Source organism: Streptomyces sp. TRM49041 (assembly GCF_008271805.1).
Lineage (GTDB): Bacteria > Actinomycetota > Actinomycetes > Streptomycetales > Streptomycetaceae > Streptomyces.
On sequence record NZ_VSRY01000049.1, the window covers coordinates 1 to 21,918 of the forward strand.

At 73.1% G+C, this 21,918-nt stretch carries 19 protein-coding genes and 1 pseudogene; 7 read left to right on the forward strand and 13 right to left on the reverse strand.

Annotated elements, in window-relative coordinates; all coding sequences use genetic code 11:
* Positions 1 to 1,498 (reverse strand): annotated as a pseudogene (locus tag FVS66_RS02365) (DNA-binding protein); the annotation flags it as partial.
* 82 nt (positions 1,499 to 1,580) lie between these two features.
* On the opposite strand from FVS66_RS02365, the gene FVS66_RS02370 reads away from it, so the two are divergent.
* Together FVS66_RS02370 and FVS66_RS02375 are read left to right on the forward strand one after the other, a co-directional pair.
* Complete coding sequence (locus tag FVS66_RS02370; protein WP_149179273.1) at positions 1,581 to 2,576, forward strand: hypothetical protein; 996 nt, start codon at positions 1,581 to 1,583, stop codon at positions 2,574 to 2,576.
* Between the two features lie 122 nt (positions 2,577 to 2,698).
* The gene (locus FVS66_RS02375; protein WP_399224710.1) at positions 2,699 to 3,331 is read left to right on the forward strand and encodes an HAD family hydrolase; all 633 of its coding nucleotides are present in this window, start codon (positions 2,699 to 2,701) and stop codon (positions 3,329 to 3,331) included.
* Here FVS66_RS02375 and FVS66_RS02380 read toward each other — a convergent pair.
* On the reverse strand, positions 3,301 to 3,558 hold the full coding sequence (locus FVS66_RS02380) for a hypothetical protein (RefSeq protein WP_187645351.1): 258 nt from the start codon (positions 3,556 to 3,558) through the stop codon (positions 3,301 to 3,303). The genes FVS66_RS02375 and FVS66_RS02380 overlap by 31 nt on opposite strands.
* Positions 3,559 to 3,719: 161 nt before the next feature.
* Between FVS66_RS02380 and FVS66_RS36510 the strand changes: the two genes are divergently transcribed.
* Positions 3,720 to 4,103 carry a cold-shock protein gene (locus FVS66_RS36510; protein WP_149179276.1) on the forward strand — a complete coding sequence of 128 codons (384 nt, stop codon included), beginning with the start codon at positions 3,720 to 3,722 and terminating at the stop codon, positions 4,101 to 4,103.
* A gap of 26 nt (positions 4,104 to 4,129) precedes the next feature.
* Here the strand turns inward: FVS66_RS36510 and FVS66_RS02390 are convergent, their stop codons facing one another.
* Genes FVS66_RS02390 through FVS66_RS02405 form a run of 4 tightly spaced genes read right to left on the reverse strand, consistent with a single transcriptional unit; the run spans position 4,130 to position 7,853 of the window.
* A complete protein-coding gene (locus FVS66_RS02390; protein ID WP_149179277.1) occupies positions 4,130 to 4,978 on the reverse strand; it encodes a 1,4-dihydroxy-6-naphthoate synthase in 849 nt (282 codons plus the stop codon).
* Entirely contained in the window at positions 4,975 to 5,874 is a 900-nt protein-coding gene (locus FVS66_RS02395; protein WP_399224713.1) for a futalosine hydrolase, read from the reverse strand. The genes FVS66_RS02390 and FVS66_RS02395 overlap by 4 nt, the downstream gene beginning before the upstream one ends.
* Positions 5,871 to 6,368, reverse strand: a complete 498-nt coding sequence (locus FVS66_RS02400; RefSeq protein ID WP_149179278.1) for a DUF2771 domain-containing protein — start codon at positions 6,366 to 6,368, stop codon at positions 5,871 to 5,873. The genes FVS66_RS02395 and FVS66_RS02400 overlap by 4 nt, the downstream gene beginning before the upstream one ends.
* A 45-nt stretch (positions 6,369 to 6,413) precedes the next feature.
* Entirely contained in the window at positions 6,414 to 7,853 is a 1,440-nt protein-coding gene (locus FVS66_RS02405; RefSeq protein ID WP_399224715.1) for an MFS transporter, read from the reverse strand.
* A 224-nt stretch (positions 7,854 to 8,077) separates the two neighbouring features.
* Here FVS66_RS02405 and FVS66_RS02410 point away from each other — a divergent pair, with 224 nt between their 5' ends.
* The gene (locus FVS66_RS02410; RefSeq protein ID WP_149179279.1) at positions 8,078 to 8,998 is read left to right on the forward strand and encodes a DUF3027 domain-containing protein; all 921 of its coding nucleotides are present in this window, start codon (positions 8,078 to 8,080) and stop codon (positions 8,996 to 8,998) included.
* Positions 8,999 to 9,058: 60 nt separating this feature from the next.
* On the opposite strand, the gene FVS66_RS02415 is transcribed toward FVS66_RS02410, so the two are convergent.
* The 3 genes from FVS66_RS02415 to FVS66_RS02425 form a co-directional block, all read right to left on the reverse strand.
* Complete coding sequence (locus FVS66_RS02415; protein WP_149179280.1) at positions 9,059 to 9,826, reverse strand: hypothetical protein; 768 nt, start codon at positions 9,824 to 9,826, stop codon at positions 9,059 to 9,061.
* A 25-nt stretch (positions 9,827 to 9,851) separates the two neighbouring features.
* Positions 9,852 to 10,550 carry a SigE family RNA polymerase sigma factor gene (locus FVS66_RS02420; RefSeq protein ID WP_149179281.1) on the reverse strand — a complete coding sequence of 233 codons (699 nt, stop codon included), beginning with the start codon at positions 10,548 to 10,550 and terminating at the stop codon, positions 9,852 to 9,854.
* Positions 10,551 to 10,646: 96 nt separating this feature from the next.
* Positions 10,647 to 12,320 carry an LAETG motif-containing sortase-dependent surface protein gene (locus FVS66_RS02425; RefSeq protein WP_149179282.1) on the reverse strand — a complete coding sequence of 558 codons (1,674 nt, stop codon included), beginning with the start codon at positions 12,318 to 12,320 and terminating at the stop codon, positions 10,647 to 10,649.
* A 276-nt stretch (positions 12,321 to 12,596) separates the two neighbouring features.
* On the opposite strand from FVS66_RS02425, the gene FVS66_RS02430 reads away from it, so the two are divergent.
* Entirely contained in the window at positions 12,597 to 15,704 is a 3,108-nt protein-coding gene (locus FVS66_RS02430) for a sacsin N-terminal ATP-binding-like domain-containing protein (protein WP_149179283.1), read from the forward strand.
* 331 nt (positions 15,705 to 16,035) lie between these two features.
* Here the strand turns inward: FVS66_RS02430 and FVS66_RS02435 are convergent, their stop codons facing one another.
* From FVS66_RS02435 to FVS66_RS02445, 3 genes are all read right to left on the reverse strand, one after another.
* Positions 16,036 to 16,632, reverse strand: a complete 597-nt coding sequence (locus tag FVS66_RS02435; RefSeq protein ID WP_149179284.1) for a dihydrofolate reductase family protein — start codon at positions 16,630 to 16,632, stop codon at positions 16,036 to 16,038.
* Between the two features lie 125 nt (positions 16,633 to 16,757).
* The gene (locus tag FVS66_RS02440; RefSeq protein ID WP_149179285.1) at positions 16,758 to 19,163 is read right to left on the reverse strand and encodes an HAD-IC family P-type ATPase; all 2,406 of its coding nucleotides are present in this window, start codon (positions 19,161 to 19,163) and stop codon (positions 16,758 to 16,760) included.
* 93 nt (positions 19,164 to 19,256) lie between these two features.
* Entirely contained in the window at positions 19,257 to 19,511 is a 255-nt protein-coding gene (locus tag FVS66_RS02445) for a DUF2530 domain-containing protein (RefSeq protein WP_149179286.1), read from the reverse strand.
* Between the two features lie 173 nt (positions 19,512 to 19,684).
* Between FVS66_RS02445 and FVS66_RS02450 the strand changes: the two genes are divergently transcribed.
* Complete coding sequence (locus FVS66_RS02450) at positions 19,685 to 21,136, forward strand: NCS2 family permease (protein WP_149179287.1); 1,452 nt, start codon at positions 19,685 to 19,687, stop codon at positions 21,134 to 21,136.
* A 16-nt stretch (positions 21,137 to 21,152) separates the two neighbouring features.
* Here the strand turns inward: FVS66_RS02450 and FVS66_RS02455 are convergent, their stop codons facing one another.
* Positions 21,153 to 21,335, reverse strand: coding sequence for a ribbon-helix-helix protein, CopG family (locus tag FVS66_RS02455; protein WP_149179288.1), 183 nt, complete (start codon positions 21,333 to 21,335; stop codon positions 21,153 to 21,155).
* Positions 21,336 to 21,463: 128 nt separating this feature from the next.
* Between FVS66_RS02455 and FVS66_RS02460 the strand changes: the two genes are divergently transcribed.
* Complete coding sequence (locus FVS66_RS02460) at positions 21,464 to 21,916, forward strand: MarR family transcriptional regulator (protein ID WP_149179289.1); 453 nt, start codon at positions 21,464 to 21,466, stop codon at positions 21,914 to 21,916.
* Positions 21,917 to 21,918 lie beyond the last annotated feature (2 nt).

Consider the following 21,918-nt stretch of genomic DNA (forward strand, 5'->3'; position numbering starts at 1 on the left):
GCCCGTGGCTCGACAGGGCGCCCCTGCCCGTCACGCCCAGGAGTTCGGCCTCCGTCAGCGTCCAGGTGGCCAGGCGGGCGCGGAGGCCCGCGACGGGGGCGCCGCCGCGCAGGGGGCGCTCCCAGCGGAGGCGGGCGAGGAGGGCCTGCGGGTCCGGGGCGGCACCGTGCGGCAGGGCGGCGAGGAGGTCCAGTACCCGGCGGCGCACCTCGGGCGCGGCGCCCCGGTCCAGGTCGGGGCCGAGCACGGACAGGGTGCGGCCCTTGGCGTCCTGACCGCCCACGAGCCCGGACGTGCGGGTCGCGGTGAGCCAGGTCGCGGCCAGGTGGGCCCAGCGGCGCGCGGGCGGCAGGTCGAGCCAGTCGTCGCACGCGGGCGTCGGGGCGTACCGCTCGTCGGCCTGGCCGTCCGCGGCGATCAGCCCCGCCCCGTACAGCAGCTCCAGCCAGAACGCGGCGACCGGCTCCGCCAAGTCCAGCTGTACCGCAGTCCGCTTGAGGTCGCGGACGGAGATGCCGCCCGCGCGGAGCACCGCCGGGCCGCCCTCGTTCCACTTCTTCAGGAGTTCCTCGGCGGTCGCGAGCGCCGTGTACGCCTGGCCCGCCGCCGTACTGTCCACAACCTGTGGACGGTACTCGCGGGCGGATTCGACGGCGGGCGGCACCGGCTCGGGCGTCCGGTGGGCCCGCCCGGCCCGCAGATGCAGTGCCACCTCGCGCGGCAACGCCACCGTGCGGGCCGTCGTGGGCAGCAGCAGCCCGTGGTCGCGCAACCAGCGGACGGGTGGTGTCGGGTTGGCGGTCACCTCGCCGTACGGCGGGCCCCACACCAGCCGGTCCAGCACTGCGAGCGCCTCCGCCGGGGCCTGGTCCAGCAGGGTGTCCATCCGGGCGCGGTCGGTGAACAGCCCGGTCAGCGCGGCGACGGCGGACACCGGGTCGTGTGTGCTGGGCAGCCCGGCGGCCTGGAGGATCTCCTGGAGGCGGCCCGGCGACATGCCGGCGGTGGCCTCCGCGACGGTCGGCCCGAGCCCGGTCGGGGACGGGTGCTGCGGCGACGGGGAGAGGATCTCGCGGGCGGTGCGTACGAGCCGGAGGCGGTCGTCGCCGCCCCACACCAGGGCCTGTTCGCGCAGGACCTCGACGGCGCCCGGCAGGGCCGCCTCCACCCGCGGGTCGCCCGCGTCCCCGGCCATGAGGGCGAGCAGCGCGCGGTACGGCGCCGGGTCCGGCGCCACGGCCAGCGCCTCGGCGGTCTGGAGCGTGAAGCGGTCCAGATGCTCCAGGGCCCGCACGACCGAGGCACGGGTGCCGGCCCGGGTGGCCAGCTGGGTCAGGTCGTTCGGCACCGGCGCCAGCAGGTCGGGCCTGGCGCGCAGCAGCGCGGCCAGCCCCTCGTCGCCCCTGGCCCGCAGCGCCTCCGCGAGGGTGCGGGGCGCCGCCGTACCGCCTTGCTCCTCGGGCACGTACGCCTCCCGCTCGGTCTCGCCGGTAGCCATCCGCACCACGTTAGCCCCTGGCTCGGCCGCAGGCGCTAACGTCGGGGCGTCGGCCAGGCGGCGGCGGCCATGGAGGGGCACGGTGGGGATCGAGAGCGACCAGTTGGTCTTCGACTATCTGAGCCGGGTCGGAGACCTGGCCCAGCAGCGGCAACTGCCGTCGAAAGAGCGGATGAGTCTCGTGGCGTCGCTGCGGGACGAGATCGCCCGGCAGCGCACAGGTGGCGGCAGCATGGGCGGCGGCAGCATGGGCGGCGGCGGCAGCGGTACGGCGGACAGCCCCGCGGCGGTACGGCGCATCCTCGCCCGGCTGGGCACGCCCGACGCGGTGGTGGCCGCCGTGGCGAGCGGCGGGCTGACGCTGCCGGGACAGCGGACCGCCCGGACGCCACGGTTCCGCGAGGACGCGGCGACGGCGGCGAGGCCGGCCGGGGCGGAGCCGACGGGCGATCCTGGGCCCGAGCCGGACTGGTGGAGTGTGGTGCCCGGGTTCACGGGTGGCGTGGAGGTGCCGGAGCTGCTGGAGCCGCCGAAGAAAGCGGAGGCGGAGGAGGCGGAGGCGGAGGCCGCGGGGAAGAAGCCCGAGGAGGGTGCCGCGAAGAGCGCCTCCAAGAGCGCTTCCACGCCCGCCGCCACGGCGCGCCGTCTGCCGAGACTGCTGCCGCGCCGCCGCAAGGCCGCCGGGGCCGAGGCCGCGCCGGCCGCCGGGGAGGAGGCCGAAGCCGCCGCCGCACCGCGCAGATTCCGCAACCCCATGCTGCTGGCCGCCGCGGGGCTGCTGGTCGCGGGCACGGTACTCGGCTCGTGGCTCGCGCTCGCGGGCGGCTGGCTCCTGGCGTACGCATCGCGCCGCCTCAGCCGGGCGCAGGCGAAGTGGGCGGTCCTGGGCCTGCCGGGGCTGGCCGTGGCGGGGGGCGTCGTCTGGCTGTGGGGCCGCCTCGACGGCCGCTGGGGCGAGCCCATCCCGGCGGGCGGCGAGGCACTGGGCGAAGCCCTGACGGGCATGTGGCCGTGGACCGTCCGCGCGGCCGCCCTTGCCTCCGCGCTGTATCTGCTCTGGCGCGCGCGCCGCACCTGACGACCACCCCGCCGGCTCACGAAACCGGACGCGGCACAGCACACACGCCGCACCCGACCACCACACCGACCGACGCACGAAGCCCAGCGCGGGGCACCGACCCGGAACGGCCCCCCGGCAGAATGGCCCTCATGGCCATCACCGTGGGATTCGACCTCGACATGACCCTCATCGACTCGCGCCCCGGCATCCGCGCGACATATCAGGAGCTTTCGGCCCTCACCGGGGTGTGGATCGACGCCGATCTGGCGGTGACCCGCCTGGGACCGCCGCTCGAACACGAGTTGGCGTACTGGTTCCCCGAGGACCGGGTCGAGGAGATGGCCGCCGCGTACCGTGAGATCTATCCCACACACGCGATCAAGCCCTCGCTCGCGCTGCCCGGCGCCGGGGATGCGATTCAAGCCGTTCGGTCGGCCGGCGGGCGGAGCCTCGTCGTGACGGCGAAGAACGAGCCGCACGCCAGACTCCACGTCTCCCACCTGGGGCTGGAACCCGACGCCGTGATCGGCCGACTGTGGGCCGAGGCCAAGGCGGAGGCGCTGCGCGAGCACGGCGCGACCGTGTACGTCGGCGACCACCTGGGAGACATACGCGGCGCCCGCGCGGCCGGCGCGCTGGCCGTGTCGGTGGCCACCGGACCGTACGGCGAGGACGAGCTGCGCGCGGCCGGCGCGGATGTCGTTCTGCCTGATCTGACGGCGTTTCCCGCCTGGTGGGCGGCCTACGCGGCGGGTACGGAGGCCCTGGCCTGACGCCGCTGCGCGGCGATGGCCCGGAGCACTCCGGCGGCGGCGACCAGGAACCCGACGCCCATCAGCATGGACACGCAGTAGGCAAGCGTGGGGAACGGTTCCGTCCCCAGGAAGAGCGGTGCCACTGTGACCAGTGTGGCGATCGCGCCGATGATGAAGACGACGGCTCCGACACGAATGAGCCCGTCACCGGGCACGGCGCCGCTCGTGGTGGTTTCACTACGCATTCGGCCAGGGTAGTTCCCAGGCCGGAGGAACAGACCGGCGACGTCTTGTCAGCAGGGGCGGGACCATTAGCCTTGGTATGTGGCGGGTCGCAGCGACCCGCTGCTGTGCTATCCAGAGCCGTTTTCCGGCGACCCGACGAGTACGAGGACGAGGACAGGACGTGCCTACCGGCAAGGTCAAGTGGTTCAACAGCGAGAAGGGCTTCGGCTTTCTCTCCCGCGACGACGGCGGCGACGTCTTCGTTCACTCGTCGGTGCTCCCTGCCGGGATCGACAGCCTGAAGCCCGGACAGCGTGTGGAGTTCGGCGTGGTCGCGGGCCAGCGAGGTGACCAGGCGCTGTCGGTGACGGTCCTCGAACCGGCACCGTCGGTCGCCGCCGCACAGCGACGCAAACCGGACGAACTGGCATCCATCGTCCAGGACCTGACGACGCTCCTGGAGAACATCACCCCGATGCTCGAGCGCGGCCGCTACCCCGACAGGACCCACGGCAAGAAGATCGCCGGCCTCCTCCGGGCGGTGGCCGACCAACTGGACGTCTGACCCTCCACGGGAGAAAGCCCCGGGGCCTAGACGAAGTCCAAGGCCCCCGGGGCGACCCCCGGAACCAGCTTCTCGGCCGACGCGCGGTCCAGGAGCGCGCTCGCCGCCGCGTACCCGGCGGCGCCCAAGTCCTCGGTGTAGCCGTTGACGTAGAGCGCGATGTGCTGATCGGCCACCGACGGGTCCATCTCCTGGGCGTGTTCGCGTACGTACGCCCGCGACACGTCCGGCGCCGCCCAGGCCATCCGTACCGACTCCCGCGCCGACTCCGCGAGGCGCCGCAGCGTCGGCGCGCCCAGCGACCGCTTCGCGATGATCGCGCCCAGCGGGATGGGGTGCCCCGTCGTGGTCTCCCAGTGCTCGCCCAGGTCGACTAGGCGGTGGAGCCCGTACCGCTGGTACGTGAAGCGTGCCTCGTGGATGACGAGACCCGCGTCGACCTTCCCGTCCCGCACCGCGGGCATGATCTCGTGGAAGGGGAGCACGACCACCCGGCCCACCCCGCCCGGGACGGTCTCCGCCGCCCACAGCCGGAACAGCAGATAGGCCGTCGAGCGCTCGCTCGGCACCGCGACCGTCCGGCCCGAGAGTCCCCCGACCTCTCGGTTCCCGGGCTCGCGGGTCAGCACCAGCGGACCGCAGCCGCGCCCCAGCGCGCCGCCGCACGGCAGCAGGGCGTACTCGTCCAGGACCCATGGGAGCACCGCGTACGACACCTTCAGGACGTCCAGCTCGCCCCGCTCCGCCATGCCGTTCGTGATGTCGATGTCGGCGAAGGTGACGTCCAGCTCCGGCGCGCCGGGCACCAGGCCGTGCGCCCACGCGTGGAAGACGAACGTGTCGTTGGGGCAGGGGGAGTACGCGATGCGTGTCATGGGCGGTCCTCACTCCTCCACCGCGCCTCAGGAGCCTCCGGCGTCCCAGGCGGCTTCGGCGACTTCGGCGACTTCGGCGAAACGGGGGACGCCGCGGACTCAGCGGACCCAGCGGGGTCGGCGGGGTCGGCGGGGTCCTGGGGCTCCACGAAGACCGCGGTGCTCAGTGACTCGAACGCTGCCCGCAGCGCGTCCAGCGCGTCCCCGATCCGCCACGCCGCGCGGTCGCGCGGGCCGACGGTGTTGGAGACGGCGCGGAGCTCGACGGCGGGCACGCCGTGCGCGGCGGCGGCCTCCGCCACACCGAAGCCCTCCATCGCCTCGGCGCCGGCCCGCGGGTGACGGGCGGTCAGCTCGGCGGTTCGGGCTGCGGTGCCGGTGACGGTGGAGACGGTCAGCACGGGGGCGAGCAGGCACGGGCGTCCCGCTCCGCGTATCGCCTCCGCGATCCCGGCCGTCAGCTCCGCCGGCGGTGTGTGGACCGAGCGACCGAAGCCGAGGTCCTCGACGGGCACATACCCGTCGGGCGTGTCGGCGCCCAGGTCGGCGGCGACGATGGTGTCCGACACGACGAGCGACCCGAGCGGGGCGCGGGGCGCGAACCCGCCGCCAATCCCGGCGGTGATCACCAGGTCGTACGGGTGAGGGGCGGTGGCCAGCGCGGTCGCGGCGCCGACCGCCGCCGCCGCGGGCCCGACACCCGCCGCGAGGATGTCGACGGCGGGCGCGGCGGACCCGGTGAGCCGGGCCAGGGTCCGCCCGGCGAGCAGGTGGCTCGTCACGGTGTGGCCGCTCGGCAGGGGCCGGGAGGACCGGGCGGCGCAGCCGACCAGCCCTCCGGCGACGGAGTGCGCCTCCGCCGCCACGGCGGTCACGACCAGGACGCGCAGGGTCACACCTTCTTGAGGAGGAAGCGGTAGACGCCGATGGCCTTCTTGCTCTGGGAATCCGTCTCCAGGATCGAGACCCTGATGCTGTCGGCGGCCTCGCCGCCCATGGACGGGCCGGCGAAGAACGCGCTGGCGGCGATCGTCCGGTACGTGTTCTTGTACGGCTCCTGCTCGGCGCGCTCCCCGTCGAGGAAGATCGTCCAGCCGTGGTCGGCGATCTCCGGGTCGACACCGAAGCGGATCCGGTCGTCCACGGACACCTCGACGGCCTTGCCGCCCTTGGCGCTGAGGCACTCCTGGACGCGGGACTCCTTGAGGCCGCCCTCGTCGTAGCAGCTGTCCGCGGCCTCGGTGTGGTACGAGTCGGAGCCGACCGTCACGGTCGCGGTCGGTGTCGGCTTTGCCCAGCCGCACGCGGAGAGGACGATCAGGCCGGCGGAGACGGCACCCAGGGCGACGCCGGCCCGGCGGGCCTTTCCGGAGAAGAACGCAACGGTCATGGGGCGAAGGCTATCGGGCCGGGCCGCCGGTGGCGCATGGGGGGCTCATGCGACGCGCGGACGGCGTGGCGCGCCACCGCCCTGGCGCGCGGACGAGAGGAGCCCGCGCCCGGCGACGACGACCCCGAGGGCGAGGATGGCCGCGGCGACCGACATGCCGAGGGTGCCGTTGAGGGGCAGGGCGATACCGACGGCGCCGCCGACCACCCAGGACATCTGGAGGAGCGTCTCGGAGCGGGCGAAGGCCGAGGTGCGTACGGCCTCCGGGACGTCCCGCTGGATCAGGGCGTCGAGGGACAGCTTCGACAGGGCCTGCGCCAGTCCGGCGACCGCGCCGAGCACGGCGATGACGAGCCCGCCGAAGAAGACGGCCGCGGCGATGGCGGCGGTCAGGACGAGGATCAGCATGGTCGCGATGATCACTTCGGGTGCGCGGGCCTTCAGCCATGCGCCGATCGCCGTACCGCACGCGTTGCCGGTGCCGGCGGCCACGCCGACGATCACCAGCGAGACGGCGGCGCTCTGCCCGCCGACCGGGTGAACGCGGAGCAGGAACGCCAGGAAGAAGATCAGGAACCCGGAGAGGCCGCGGATGGCGGCGTTGGCCTGGAGGGCGTGCAGGACGGCCGGCCCGACGGTGCGCAGGCTGGGCTTCTGCTCACCGTGGGTGAGCATGTGCGCCTTGCGCTCGCCCTTCGCCGAATCCACCTTGTGCGGCAGCGTGAACGCCAGGAACGTTCCGGCGACGAAGAGCGCGCACGCCCCGTACAGCGGCCACTCGGGGCCGATCCTGTGCAGTCCGACGCCGATGGGCGCGGCCAGACCGGTGGCCAGGAGCCCGGCGAGGGTCACCCGCGAGTTGGCCTTCACGAGGGAGAAGCGGGGCGGCAGCAGACGGGGTACGACGGCGGAGCGGACGACGCCGTACGCCTTGGAGGAGACGAGCACGCCGAGCGCCGCCGGGTAGAGCTCGAGGCCGCCCGTGGCGACCGCGCCCGACAGGGTGAGGGCGAGGAAGGCACGGGCCAGCATGGCGCCCGCCATGGCGGCGCGGCGGCCGTGCGGGATGTGGTCGAGGAGGGGGCCGATGACGGGTGCGAGGAGCGCGAACGGGGTGAGTGTGATCGCCAGGTAGAGCGCGACGCGGCCGCGGGCCTCGTCCGTCGGCACGGAGAAGAAGACGGTCGAGGCGAGCGCCACGGTGATCATGACATCGCCCGCGCCGTTGACGGCGTGCAGCTCAATCAGCTTGCCGAGGCCGGACTCCCCCGCACCGTGCGCATGGGTCGCGCGGCGGATGCCGCGGGCGGTGGACGTGAACGGCAGATGCGCTGCGTGGCCGATGCGCCGGCCCGCCGCGCCGAGCCGTCCGGCGCGCTCGGCCCGGCCGGCGCGCTGCGACGGTTTCCGGGACCACCGAGCGGTTGCCACGTCGCCATAGTGCCCCACCCGCCCGGTCCGTGAACGGTTACTTGGGACGGGCATGTGGGCCGCGGGCTGTGAAGGGGGTAGCGTGCGTAGCGCGCCACCGGCGGAAAGTTCTCGGCCGCACGCCTCTTCGGCATCCCGCAGAATGGATGACATGAGGTGTGCCCGAGCACGTCGGGCGCGGACGTCGATGCGGTCCCCGGGTCCGCTCCGTCCGACGCCCGTGCAGTCGCGCATCGGCCGGCGCACCTGTGAGACGGCGTAGGAGAGAAGCGAGACCTGTGAGTGCTGCGACGACGCGAAGCCGTGCCCGGCGTGCCCCCGCTCTGGACCGCCTGTGCGCCGAGGCGGTAGACCTCGCCCGCGAGGCCGCCGAGGAAGCGGCGGCGCCAGGCGTCGTCGGTGAGTACGTGGAGGCGGTGGCCGACGGCGACCGGGTCGTCACGCACTTCTTCGAGTGCGCGGAGCCCGGGTACCGGGGCTGGCGCTGGGCGGTGACGGTCGCCCGCGCGTCCCGCGCGAAGGCCGTGACGCTCGACGAGACGGTCCTGCTCCCGGGGCCGGACGCGATGCTGGCGCCCGAGTGGGTGCCGTGGAGCGAACGGCTGCGCCCCGGCGACATGGGGCCCGGTGACCTGCTGCCCACGGAGGCGGACGACCTCCGCCTGGAGCCGGGCTACACGGGCGAGGACGTGCCGCCGCCGGACTCCGCCGTGTCGGAGGAGCTGACGGACCGGGCCGACGTCGAGGACGCCGAGTTCGTGACCCGTACGCCGTCGCGCGGCTCGATCGCGGCGGTCGCCGAGGAACTGGGCATGCGGCGGGCGCGGGTGCTGTCCCGCTACGGGCTGCATGTCGCGGCGGACCGCTGGGAGGAGGCGTACGGGGCGAAGACCCCGATGGCGCAGGCGGCGCCGGCGTCGTGTGTGTCGTGCGGGTTCCTGATGCGGATCGGGGGGTCCCTTGGGCAGGCGTTCGGCGTCTGCGCCAACGAGTTCTCCCCGGCGGACGGGCGGGTCGTCTCCCTCGACTACGGCTGCGGCGGCCACTCCGAGGCGGCGGTCATGCCGAAGCCGCCCCGTCCGGCGGCGCCGGTCCTCGACTCGATGGGCGCGGACGAGTTCCCCCTGCGCCCGTCCCGCGACAGCGGCTCGGTCCCGGAGACCCCGGACGCGGAAGCCGAGGACCTGGGCCACTCGTAGTCCCTGGTCCCGCCGGCCCCGGGGCGGGGCCGGCGGGAAGGGCCGGGCGCGCCCGGTGGATCAGCCGTCCAGCGTGACGGACTCGCCGCCGCCGTTGCTGAAGACGGCCGCCTGGAGGCGGCTCACTCCCGTGGGGAAGGACTCGCCCAGGGCGATGCGGAGTGTGTGGGTGCGCTCCTCGGACTCCTCCAGTGCGCCGCTCGCCAGGCGGGCCTCGTAGCCGGAGGAGCCGGCGGAGCCGACCGCCTGCCAGCGTCCGTCCGGGCCGAGGCGGGACACCTTGATGTCACCGGCCCCGAGTGCTCCGGCCGCCCCGCCCTCCGGCCTGATCGTCAGGATGTCGGCGGCGTCCTGCACGGTCACGCCGGTGTTGTTGGTGATCGTCACCGTGAACGTGACCGCCTCACCACCGGTGCGCAGCGTCAGGGGCTTGCCGGTCTCGGCGAAGACGACGGTCACCGAGCGGGACACGGGCGGCGCGGTGTCCCGCGAGGACTCCCCGCCGCCGGGCGACACCGGCGCGGCCGGGGTGGCAGGAGGCGGGTCCTCGCTCGCCTCCGGGCGCGTCGTGAGCGACGGCGGCGCCGAGACCTCGGACGGGGTCCCGGCGACGGGGGCCTTCTCCGGGGTGGCCAGCAGGGAGACGGCCGCCGTGCTCAGCAGCGCGACGGACGCCGTCGCCGCGGCCAGTGCCAGGATCAGCGGACCGCGGCCCCGCGCCGCCCAGTTGGGGGCGGGCGGGGCCGCGGGGCGCAGCGAGTGGGCGGTGACCTGCTCCGCGCGGGCCGCCAGCGCGCGGATGAGCCGTTCCTCGGTGTCGTTCGTCATCGGATCGTCCTCCTCGGGGCCCGTGCTACCGGTCCTGGGCCCGCAGGGCGCGCTCCAGCGCGTCCAGGGCCCGGCTGGCGGTGGACTTGACGGCGCCGCGCGACAGCCCGAGCGTCTCGGCTATCCGAGCCTCGCTCAGGTCGGACCAGTACCGCAGGACCAGCACCTCCCGCTGACGGCTCGTGAGGCCGTGCAGGGCGTCCAGCACCCTGCGGTGTTCGTCGCCCAGCAGCGCGTGGTCCTCCGCCGACGGGGCGTCGGCCTCGTGCGGCGGCACGTACTCGCGGGCCGTCCTGCGGCGCCGCAGCACCGAACGGGCCGTGTTCACCACCGACGTACGCAGGTATCCCAGCGCGTTGTCCACGTCGTCCAGGCGCTCGCCGTGCCGCTTGTACAGCGCGACGAACGCGTCCTGGACGACGTCCTCCGCGCTCGCCCTGTCGTCCACCAGGAGCAGGGCGAGCCGCACCATGGACAATCTGTGCGAGTGGTAGAGGTCGGTGACCGTCGGGCGCGGGGAGGGGTCCCGGTCCGTTGCCCGGGCCCGGCCCGGCACCTGTGCCGGCCCCGGCCCCGCATCCGTTCCCGTCCCCGCCCCCACCCCGGGGCCTGGCTCCTGCGGCCTGTCCCGGCCGCCCGGCAGCAGCCGGAACCCCGACCGGAGCAGCCGCTGCCACAGCGGCGGCCGGGAGACGGGCACGGGTGTGAGAGTCGCGGTCGTCATCGCGCTGGTCCCTCCGGAGCGTCACACGGTGCGTGCTGGAGCGTCCGGCGATCCCCACCCCCGTGATCTTCAGCCCCCGCAGGCTACTTCCCCAGGTCACAGGGCCCGACGGCGGGCGATCAGCAGCGCGCCGGCGCCGCCCGCGACGAGCACACCGGTGGCGCCGATCAGCAGCGGCGTGGTGGTGTCGCTGCCGGTCTTCGCCATCTCGCCGGTGGTGTTCGGGGAGCCGGGGACCGTGGTGGTGGTGACCGGCGTGGCGGACGGCGACGCGGACGCGCCGGACGTCGGGGCCGAAGTCCCCGTACCGGTGGCGCCGTCGACCGCGAAGGGCAGGCTGACGCGGTCGGAGGAGCGCTCGGCGGCCGCCTCGATGTCGAATGTGAACGCCTCCGCCTGCACGGCGTCCGTCGCGGAGATCCGCAGCTTGTAGCTGACGCTCTCGCCGGGGGCGAGCGTCTTCCCGGCCGGGACGGCGGCGGCCCTGAGGGAGCCGGTGGTCCAGTCGGAGGGCGTCAGCGCCAGGCTCCGCCAGCCGTCCGCGGCCGCGTTGACGTACTGCTCGACGTGGATCTCACCGGCCTCGATACGGCGCTTGGCGTCCTTGCCCGCGATCTCGAAGACCGCGTGCAGTTCCTGCGTGATGTTGCCCTTGTTGGTGATGGTGGCGGTGAACTCCCGGGCGGGTCCGCCCGCCTTGAGCCGCGTGACTCCCTTCAGGCCGCCGCTGGTGACGTCGAGCTCGCGGTCGATGTCGGGGTCGCCGGCGGCGGGGGCCTCGTAGGTGACGGAGAAGTCGAAGCCGGCGGAGCCGTTGCCGCCGTTCAGCGTGAACCCGCCGGTGGTCACCGTGCGCGGGAAGAACTTGGTGAGCCCGAGGCGCAGTTCGTACGTACGGGACTCGCCGTTCTTCAGGGCGCCGTGGTCGAGGTTCCCGAGCACCGCCTGATCCTGCTTGCCGAGCCGGACGGGGACCCACTTGCCGGCGGCGTCGCGGCGCTCGACGGTGACGTGCTGCGGGTCGAGGTCGCCGGCGTCGTCCCCGCCGGAGACGAAGAAGAAGTCCTGGAGGTCGAAGTCGATGTCCCTGCCGGTGCTGTTGGTGACCTTGCCGGTGAACGGGACCGGCTCGCCACCCGTGACGAGCTCGGGGCGGCCGTTCGGCCCGCTGATGACGACGTCGGGCACATCGCTCTCGCCGCGATCGCCGAGCCCGAAGCCGGCGCGGTCGATGCCGGTGCCGTCCGCGTTCCCGGCGACGCCGAACTCGCCCATGTCGGCGTCGGCGGGGATCGAGCCCAGGACGGTCACCAGGAACCGTTCCTTCACGGTGGCGCCGGCGGCGAGGTCCTCGGGCAGCGGGAAGGTCGCCTGGACGGCGCCGTTCTCGCCCTTGGCGAGGGTCAGCCGCTCCCAGAGCCCGCCCTTGAGGCGCTCGACGACGATCTTGGAGGGGTCGGCGGTCATCGGCTCCAGCCGCGCGTTCACATGCTTGCCGTAGGCGACCGTGACCAGGCCCTTCTGCCCCTTGAGCGCGGCGCCCGAGCCGTTGGTGATCTCCGCGGAGAAGCCGTTGCGCATCCCCAACCGGAAGCTGCCGGTCATGTCGACGGCGGCGGTCACACCCGCCGTGGCCGCCGCGGTGGCGGTGACCGGCCGGGCGACGGCCGGGGCGGCGGTGAGGGCCACCGGGGTGACGACGGTCAGCAGGACCGCGGCGGCGGAGACCACGGAACGCAGGGCAATGCGGGACGAAAGGTGCTTCTTCATGACGGAGTTCCCCCCAGGAACGGCATGGCTTCGCAAGTGATGTCGGCGTCGCTTCGGCTCTGGTCCCGGTCCCCCCGGTTCCGTCGGCCGTATCGCTGCCTTCACTTGGACAGACGTGCGACCCCCGCGGGGGTTGCAGGTGACTTCGGAAGTTTTTTCCGAGGCGTACGGGAGCGCTGCCGGAGGTCCCTGCTCCCAAGGTCGTGCGGGGGGAGACGGGAGCGCGCGGTACCTTCGGCCCCAGTGGCACGTACGACGAGAAGAGCGGAGCACATCGTGAGCGTGAGGGCGACGGCGGCGGGCGAGGGGGCCGACCCGTTCGGGACCGCGCGGCTGCGACGCGGGGTGCTCGACGCGTGGGGCGCCGGTCCCGCGCGGTTCCGGGAGGACGCCAACGCGGAGGAGGAGCTGAGCCTCGGCGGCTACCGCGACCGGCTGATCGTCGAGCTGGCCCAGAACGCCGCCGACGCCGCCGCCCGCGCCGCCGTCCCCGGGCGCCTCCGGCTCACCCTGCACCCGGCCGACGCGCACGGCCCCGCGGTCCTCGCCGCCGCCAACACGGGCGCGCCGCTGGACGCGACCGGCGTCGAGTCGCTGTCCACGCTCCGCGCGTCCGCCAAGCGGGAGGGCCACGAGGGCGCGGTCGGCCGGTTCGGCGTCGGCTTCGCCGCGGTCCTCGCGGTGAGCGACGAACCGGCGGTCATCGGCCGGCACGGCGGCGTGCGCTGGTCACTCGCCGAGGCCCGCGACATGGCCGCGCGGGCCGCGCAGGCCAGCCCCGGCCTGGGTGACGAGCTGCGCCGCCGCGACGGCCACGTACCGCTGCTGCGCCTCCCGCTGCCCGCCGAGGGCGCCCCGCCCGCCGGGTACGACACGGTGGTCGTCCTCCCGCTGCGCGACGCCGGCGCCGTGGACCTGGTGGATCGCCTCCTCGCCGGTATCGGCGACGCCCTCCTCCTCACCCTGCCGGGCCTGGCCGAGATCGTCGTGGAGACCCCGGAGGGCGCCCGCACCCTCACCCGCAGCCAGGACGAGGCGTACACGCTCATCGACGACTCCGCCCGCGGCATCGCCCGCTGGCGCACCGTCAGCCACCAGGGGCCCATCGCCCCGGAGCTGCTGAAGGACCGCCCGGTCGAGGAGCGGCTCCGCCCGTACTGGTCGGTCACCTGGGCCGTCCCGGTCGACGCGGAGGGCGCCCCCGAGTACCCGGACACGACACCCGTGGTGCACGCGCCGACGCCGACCGACGAGCCGCTGACCGTACCGGCCCTGCTCATCGCGTCGTTCCCGCTGGACTCCACCCGCCGCCACCCGGCGCCCGGCCCGCTGACGGACCACATCGTGGCGAGGGCGGCCGACGCGTACGCCGAGCTGCTCGCCGACTGGCGTCCGGTGACGACCGGGACGATCGACCTCGTGCCGGGCCCGCTCGGCAAGGGCGTCCTGGACGGCGCGATCCGCGGGGCGATCCTGGAGCTCCTCCCCCGGGTCGCGTTCCTGGCCCCGGCCGCCCCGTCCGAGGAGCTGACGGCGCTGCGCCCGTTCGAGGCGGAGGTCGTCGAGGGCGCCGGCGCCGACACCGTACGGGTCCTGGCCGAGGTCCTGCCGACGCTGCTGCCCGCGGGGCTCGAGCGCCGCGCCGAGCTGCGTGCGCTGGGCGTGGCCCGGCTCCCGCTGGGCGACGCCATCGACCGCCTCGCCGGCGCGGAGCGGGCTCCCGAGTGGTGGCACCGGCTGTACGACTCGCTGGCGGGCGTCGACCCCGACCGCCTCACCGGCCTCCCGGTGCCCCTGGCGGACAACCGCACCACCATCGGCCCCCGCCAGGTCCTCCTCCCCCTCCCGGACACCCCGGCGGACCTGGCCCGCCTCGGCCTGAAGGTCGCCCACCCGGACGCCGCGCACCCGATCCTGGAGAAGCTCGGCGCCCTCCCGGCGACCCCGCGCGCGGTGCTCACGACACCCCAGGTGCGGGCGGCGGTCGCGGCTTCGCTGGAGGCGGAGGAGGTCTGGGACGAGAACGCCCTGGACGCCGACGAGCTCGCCGAGACGGTCCTCGCCCTGGTGCGGGACGCGGCCCTGGAGCCGGGCGACGAGCCGTGGCTGGGCGCGCTTGCCCTGCCGGACGAGGACGGGGAGCCGGCCCCGGCGGGTGAACTGGTCCTGCCGGGCAGCCCGTTCGCGTCGGTCATGCGGGAGGGCGAACTGGCCCTGTGCGACGCGGAGCTGGCGGACCGCTGGGGTGAGCAGCCGCTGGCCGCCTGCGGGGTGCTGGCCGACTTCGCCCTTGTACGGGCCACCGATGTCGTCCTGGACCCGGACGAACTGGAGCCGCGCGACACCGACTACGCCGAGCCGGACGACGTGGGCCTGCTGGACGCGGTCGATGTGTGGTGCGAGGACATCCTGGACCGCCTGCCCGACACGCCGGTCCCGCCGGTCGCGACGGAGATCGTCGCCGTACGGGACCTGGATCTGGTCGACGACGACGCGTGGCCGCAGGCGCTGGCCCTCCTGTCACGGCCCCCGCTGCGGGACGCGCTGACGCAGCCGGTGCGGATCCTGCTGCCGGACGGCACGACCGAGACGGTGCACTCCTACACGGCCTGGTGGCTGCGGGACCACCCGGTCCTGGACGGCCGCCGCCCCGCCGGCCTGCGCGCGGCGGGCGCCGATCCGCTCCTGGAGGGCCTGTACGAGTCGGCCGACACGACGGGCTTCGGCGACGCGCAGGTGCTGCACGCGCTGGGCGTCCGTACGTCGGTGGCGGCCCTCCTGGACGAGCCGGGCGGCGCGGCGGAGCTGCTCACGCGCCTGGCGGACCCGGACCGGGAGGTCACCGGGGCCCAGCTGCACGCCCTGTACTCGGCGCTGGCCGACCTGGACCCCGAGCAGGTCACGCTCCCCGACGAGCTGCGCGCCGTGGTCGACGGCGACGTACGCGTGGTGGACGCGGCCGACGCCGTCGTGGCCGACGCCCCTGACCTGCTGCCCCTCGCCGGCGGCCTGCCCCTGGTGCCGGTGGCCCCGTCCCGGGCGGCGGACCTGGCGGAGCTGCTCCAGGTGCGGCGGTTGAGCGAGGCGGTGGAGGCGCCGGTCACGACCGAGGGCGAGGAGCACGACGTCCCCGAGTCGGTCCACGCCCTGCTGGGTCCGGCGACCCCGGCGACGTACGTGGAGCACGAGGAACTGGTCGCCGGCGGCGTCGAGCTGGACTGGCGCCGCGCCCCGGACGGCACGCTCCACGCGGCGACCCTGGAGGGCGTGGCGGCGGGCCTGGCCTGGGCGGCGGGCCAGTGGCCGCGCCGGTTCGAGGTGGCGGCGCTCCTGGAGGACCCGTCGAGGACGGAGGAACTGGCGAGGGACCGCTGGTTCGACTAGGGAGTGTCCGGCGGATCATGTCGGCAGCCGAGCCGGGTTCCCTTGTCCTGCTGGTGAGCGGGGTCTGGTGCGTGCAGGTGCAAGGCGGAGGAGGGCGCCGATGCGTGGGGGTCCCCCCTCCTCGAGCGGAGTCGAGAGCTTGGGGGAATCGACAACCGACGACAACGCCGCAGATGCGCGTGCCAGACCCCGCGGCCCGGGCATGATCCGCCGGACACTCCCCAGGGCATTTCCGGCGGGTCTTTCCCGCCCCGCCCCCTCCCGAAGCGGGGGCCCGGGGGGCAGAGCCCCCGGTTTCGGGAGGGGCGGGGCAGAGGAACGACCCGTCGGACTACGCCCCGGCGACCGGCCGGTAGACGCAGACATTGACGCCCGCGCCGCTGGTGACCGTGGAGACCAGCTCAAGCGTGCGCAGCGCACCGTCGTCGGGGAAGATCTTCTTCCCGCCGCCGAGCAGCACCGGCATGATCATGAGCCGGAGTTCGTCGACCAGTCCCTCGCGCAGCAGGGTCCGGACGAGCGCGGAACTCCCCATGACCACCAGGTCGCCGCCCTCGGCCGCCCGCAGCTCCCTGATCCGCGCGACGGCCTCGCCGCCCGGGATACGGGTGCTGTTCTCCCAGGTCAGCTTGTCGTCGCCGAGCGTATCCGACACGACGTACTTGCGGATCGCGTTCATCCGGTCGGCGAACGGGTCACCGGCCCGCTCGGGCCACGCCCCGGCCATCGTCTGCCACGTACGGCGCCCGAAGAGCAGCGCGTCGGCCTTGCCCAGCGCGTCGTCGAAGGCACCGCCCACCACCTCGGGGTCGAAGAACGGGTGCGTCCAGCCGCCGTGGGCGAAGCCGCCGTCGGTGTCCTCCCCGGGGCCGCCGGGCGCCTGCACGACGCCGTCCAGGCTCATGAACTCGCTGATGACGATGCGCATGGGACCGCTCCTCTTTCTCACTCATCCTGGTACACCGATAGAGACAGCGGGACCGCGCGGAAATCATCGCGCCACCCGGCCTCGCACAAGTGATCTGAACCACACGACCGTACGCCGGACGTGCTTCAGGCGGGGAACTTCCTCCCCACCCACCGCCAGGCGAACTCCAGCAGCGCGGCGCCCACCGCGGCGATACCGACGGCGGCCCACGGCAGCGTCGTACCCACGAGCTTCAGGGCGAAGAAGTCCTGGAGCCACGGCACGACGAGGACCAGCAGGAAGCCGAGGCCCATCGCCGCGACCAGCCCGATCCGCCACCATGTGTAGGGCCTGGCGATGATCGCCAGCACCCAGATCGAGACGAGGAACAGGGTGAGCGTGGCGGCGCTCGTCTCGGCGTCGAGCGCGCCGGGCCCGCTGTAGTGGTGGCCGGCCAGCAGGTACGTACCGAAGGTGGCCGTGGCTGCGATGAGCCCGGCGGGGATGGCGTACCGCATGACGCGGCGCACGAAGTGCGGTTTGGCGCGCTCCTTGTTGGGAGCGAGGGCGAGGAAGAAGGCGGGCACACCGATGGTGAGGGTGGAGAGCAGGGTGAGGTGCCGGGGCAGGAAAGGGTATTCGACCTGGAAGGCGACGACGAGTACGGCGAGCAGCACCGAGTAGACGGTCTTGGTGAGGAACAGCGTCGCGACGCGGGTGATGTTCCCGATGACCCGCCGGCCTTCGGCGACGACGGAGGGGAGGGTGGCGAAGCTGTTGTTGAGAAGAACGATCTGGGCGACGGCCCGGGTGGCCTCCGACCCGGTGCCCATGCTGACGCCGATGTCGGCGTCCTTGAGGGCGAGGACGTCGTTGACCCCGTCCCCGGTCATGGCGACGGTGTGCCCCCGGGACTGGAGGGCGCCGACCATGTCCCGCTTCTGCCTCGGGGTGACGCGCCCGAAGACGACCCCGTCCTCCAGGGCGCCCGCCATCTGTTCGCGCTCGGCGGGGAGTCTCCGTGCGTCGACGGTGTGCTCGGCCCCGGGGAGGCCCAGCTTGGCGGCGACGGCGCCGACGGAGACTGCGTTGTCACCGGAGATGACTTTGGCGTCGACGTTCTGGTCGGCGAAGTAGGTGAGGGTCCCGGCGGCATCGGGCCGGAGCCGCTGCTCCAGAACGACGAGCGCGGAAGCCCGCGCCTTGCGGGCGGTCTCGGGATCGTCGAGCTCGCCGCTGACGCGGGCGAGCAGCAGCACGCGGAGGCCCTGCTGATTGAGGCTCTCGATCCGGTCGAGTACGGGGTCCCCGTCCGGAAGCAGCACGTCGGGCGCGCCGAGGAGCCAGGCACTGGTCTGCCCGTCGCCCTCGCTGAAGGCGGCGCCGCTGTACTTGCGGGCGGAGGAGAAGGGCAGGGCCTCGGTGCAGCGCCAGTCCTCGCTGTCGGGGTAGGCGTCGATGATGGCCTGGAGGGAGGCGTTGGGCCGGGGGTCGGACTCGCCGAGGGCGCCGAGCACCCGCTTGACGTACGCCTCGTCGGAGCCGTTGAGCGCGCGGAGTTCCTTGACGTCCATGCCGCCCTCGGTGAGGGTGCCGGTCTTGTCGAGACAGACGACGTCGACGCGGGCGAGCCCTTCGATCGCGGGCAACTCCTGAACCAGACACTGCTTGCGCCCCAGCCGAATGACCCCGATGGCGAAAGCGACAGAGGTGAGCAGCACCAACCCCTCGGGAATCATCGGCACGATGCCGCCGACGGTCCGGGCGATGGAGTTCTTGAAGTTGACGTCCTTGACGAAGAGCTGGCTGATGATGAGCGCGGTGGCGGTCGGGATCATCATCCAGGTCACGTACTTGAGGATGGTGGAGATCCCGGAGCGAAGCTCGGAGTGGACGAGCGTGAAGCGGGAGGCTTCTTCGGCGAGCTGCGCGGCGTAGGCGGCGCGGCCGACTTTGGTGGCGGTGAAGGCACCGCCACCGGCGACGACGAAGCTGCCGGACATGAGGGTGTCGCCGGCCCGTTTGAGCACGGGGTCGGCCTCACCGGTGAGCAGTGACTCGTCGACTTCCAGACTGTCGGCCTCGGCGACGACCCCGTCGACCACCACCTTGTCGCCGGGCCCCAGCTCGATGAGGTCGCCGAGCACGATCGCGGAGGTCGACACCTCGGTGGCGCCTCCGTCCCGCCGGACGGTCGGCTTGGCCTCCCCGATGACGGCGAGCCCGTCGAGGGTCTTCTTGGCGCGGAGCTCCTGGATGATGCCGATGCCGGTGTTGGCGACGATGACGAACCCGAACAGGCTGTCCTGGATGGGCGCGACGACCAACATGATCACCCAGAGAACACCGATGATCGCGTTGAACCGGGTGAGAACATTGCCGCGCACGATGTCCACGGCGGACCGTGAACTGCGTACGGGTACGTCGTTGACCTCCCCCCGCGCCACCCGCTCGGCCACCTCGGCCCGCGTCAGCCCCCCGGGCCGATAGGGCACTCTCGCGTCTCCGCCGGCTTCCACGGTCATGTCATCGGTCCCGGCCCGCTGCGTCATGATTCCGACGGTACGGCGCGAAGCCCCCGCCCACCCCCCGAGCGACGGAACATCCGACCGGGGTAGGACGCGAATGGTCCCGTAGCCGTACGGCTACCGCTGCTCGGACCGCTCGCGCCGCAACGCCGCGTCGCGCTTGCGGACATACCAGATGCCGATGAGGCCCAGGCCGGCGCCGGCGAGGCAGGTCCAGATCCACCAGTCGAGGTCGCGGTCGGCGAACCAGCCGTAGAAGGGGACCTGCACCAGGAAGAGGACGAACCAGATGATCGTGCCGCCGGTGATGGTGGCGACGACGGGCCCCTCCAGGGGCTCGGGTGCCTCGTACTTGGGGGTCCACTTCGCCATGCCCCACATCGTATGCGCACGCTCGTTCTACGCGCGGAGATAGCGATCTTCGACCTATGTATTCATACTGAAACGGTTTGTCGGCGACCGGTTCCGTTCGTGCGAACGCACGACGTATAACCGCCGTGACGCCGCAGCACCCCCCAAAACCCCCCGCATGACGAGGTTTCCGCATGCCCTCCACGGTCACCGCTCCGCCGGTTGTCCCCGAGCAGCCGTCGGCCGGCCCGGGCGGCAGCGCCCTCGACCGGCTCTTCAAGATCTCGGAGCGCGGCTCCACCATCGGCCGTGAGGTACGCGGCGGTTTCGCGACCTTCTTCGCGATGGCCTACATCATCGTGCTGAACCCGATCATCCTCGGCAGCGCCCAGGACATGTACGGGCACCAGCTCGACGGCGGCGAGCTGGTCACCGCGACCGTGCTGAGCGCGGCGTTCACCACGCTCCTCATGGGCGTCATCGGCAACGTCCCCATCGCCCTCGCCGCCGGTCTCGGTGTGAACACCGTCGTCGCCCTGCAGCTCGCCCCCCGCATGTCGTGGGCGGACGCGATGGGCATGGTGGTCATCGCGGGCTTCATCGTGATGCTCCTGGTCGCGACCGGCCTCCGCGAGCGCGTCATGAACGCCGTACCCGTCGGCCTGCGCAAGGGCATCGCGATAGGCATCGGCCTGTTCATCATGCTCATCGGCCTGGTCGACTCGGGTTTCGTCTCCCGTATCCCGGACGCCGCCCACACCACCGTCCCGCTCCAGCTCGGCCAGGACGGTCACCTCGGCGGCTGGCCGGTCCTGATCTTCGCCGTCGGTACGCTCCTCACCCTCGCGCTGATCGTCCGCAAGGTGCCGGGCGCGATCCTCATCTCGATCGTCGCCATGACCGTCGTCGCGATGGTCGTCAACAGCGTCGCCGACATCCCGTCCTGGGGCCTCACCAACCCCACGTGGCCGGGCAACCCCGTCGCCACCCCCGACTTCGGGCTCATCGGCCAGGTCAGCCCATTCGGCGGCTTCGAGAAGGTCGGCCTCCTCACCGGCTCCCTCTTCGTCTTCACCGTCCTGCTGTCCTGCTTCTTCGACGCCATGGGCACGATCCTCGGCGTCGGCGACGAGGCCAAGCTGATGGACAAGGACGGCAACCTCCCCGGCATCAACCGGGTCCTCCTCGTGGACGGTTTCGCCGTCGCCACGGGCGGCGTGACCTCGTCCTCCGCCACCACCTGCTACGTGGAGTCCACGGCGGGCGTCGGCGAAGGCGCCAGGACCGGGCTCGCGTCCGTAGTGACGGGCGGCCTCTTCACGGTCGCGCTGTTCCTCACGCCGCTCGCCACGATGGTCCCGTCCCAGGCGGCCACACCCGCCCTGGTCGCGGTCGGGTTCCTGATCCTCGCCGGGTCGGTCAAGGACATCGACTGGGGCGACTTCACGATCGCGGTACCGGCGTTCCTGGCGATGGTGATGATGCCGTTCACGTACTCGATCACAAACGGCATCGGCATCGGCTTCATCGCGTTCAGCGTGCTGCGCCTCGCCGCGGGCCGCGGGCGCGAGGTGCCGGCGGCGATGTACGTCGTGTCGGGCGTCTTCGTCTTCTACTACGCGATGCCGGCCCTCGGCCTCACATAAGACCGGGCGTGATGCCTCACATAAGGCCGTAGAACTTCTCGGTCTCGTCGACGGCCGCGCTGAAGCGTTCGTCGAAATCCTCGCGAATGAGCGTCCGGACCACATAGTCCTGGACGCTCATTCCGCTTCTGGCCGCATGCTGCCTGACCCGGTCGAGCAGCTCTCCGTCGATCCGCACGCTGAGCACTGTCGATCCCATGTCGGACAGGGTCGCTGCACACCCTTTGCTCACGTGTCGTTTTTCGGTCGATTCTCACTCCTTCGAGTGATGTATCACTCCGACAATCCCATTGGTCTTTAGGTAGAGTAATGAGTTACGCTAAAGACATGCCTGACCTGTCCCACGGCGGACACGGCGACGAAGCCGACGCCGCCGCCGTGAACGCACTCCGTTCCGCAGTCATGCGGCTGTCCCGGCGCCTGAAGCACCAGCGCGTCGACGAGTCGCTGAGCCCCACCGAGATGTCGGTGCTCGGCACCCTCGCCCGCTCCGGCTCCGCCACACCCGGCGAGCTGGCCCGCAAGGAGCACATGCAGCCGCCGTCGATGACCCGCATCGTCGCCCTGCTGGAGGCCAAGGGGCTGGTCCGGCTGGAGCCGCATCCCGACGACCGCCGGCAGAAGGTGGTCAGCCAGACCGAGCAGGCCGAGGCCATGCTCGATGAGTCCCGCCGCAAGCGGAACGCCTGGCTGGCGACCCTCGCCGAGGGTCTGGACGATGAAGAGTGGGCCAAGCTGCGGGCCGCCGCCCCCGTACTGGAGAAGCTCGCACACCTGTAAGA

Bases quoted from the DNA above. Each gene is read 5' to 3' on its own strand.
- FVS66_RS02375 (WP_399224710.1), top strand. From the start codon at position 2,699: ATGGCCCTCATGGCCATCACCGTGGGATTCGACCTCGACATGACCCTC.
- FVS66_RS02380 (WP_187645351.1), bottom strand. From the start codon at position 3,558: ATGCGTAGTGAAACCACCACGAGCGGCGCCGTGCCCGGTGACGGGCTC.
- FVS66_RS02390 (WP_149179277.1), bottom strand. From the start codon at position 4,978: ATGACACGCATCGCGTACTCCCCCTGCCCCAACGACACGTTCGTCTTC.
- FVS66_RS02400 (WP_149179278.1), bottom strand. From the start codon at position 6,368: ATGACCGTTGCGTTCTTCTCCGGAAAGGCCCGCCGGGCCGGCGTCGCC.
- FVS66_RS02405 (WP_399224715.1), bottom strand. From the start codon at position 7,853: ATGCCCGTCCCAAGTAACCGTTCACGGACCGGGCGGGTGGGGCACTAT.
- FVS66_RS02415 (WP_149179280.1), bottom strand. From the start codon at position 9,826: ATGACGAACGACACCGAGGAACGGCTCATCCGCGCGCTGGCGGCCCGC.
- FVS66_RS02420 (WP_149179281.1), bottom strand. From the start codon at position 10,550: ATGACGACCGCGACTCTCACACCCGTGCCCGTCTCCCGGCCGCCGCTG.
- FVS66_RS02425 (WP_149179282.1), bottom strand. From the start codon at position 12,320: ATGAAGAAGCACCTTTCGTCCCGCATTGCCCTGCGTTCCGTGGTCTCC.
- FVS66_RS02435 (WP_149179284.1), bottom strand. From the start codon at position 16,632: ATGCGCATCGTCATCAGCGAGTTCATGAGCCTGGACGGCGTCGTGCAG.
- FVS66_RS02440 (WP_149179285.1), bottom strand. From the start codon at position 19,163: ATGACGCAGCGGGCCGGGACCGATGACATGACCGTGGAAGCCGGCGGA.
- FVS66_RS02445 (WP_149179286.1), bottom strand. From the start codon at position 19,511: ATGGCGAAGTGGACCCCCAAGTACGAGGCACCCGAGCCCCTGGAGGGG.
- FVS66_RS02450 (WP_149179287.1), top strand. From the start codon at position 19,685: ATGCCCTCCACGGTCACCGCTCCGCCGGTTGTCCCCGAGCAGCCGTCG.
- FVS66_RS02455 (WP_149179288.1), bottom strand. From the start codon at position 21,335: ATGGGATCGACAGTGCTCAGCGTGCGGATCGACGGAGAGCTGCTCGAC.
- FVS66_RS02460 (WP_149179289.1), top strand. From the start codon at position 21,464: ATGCCTGACCTGTCCCACGGCGGACACGGCGACGAAGCCGACGCCGCC.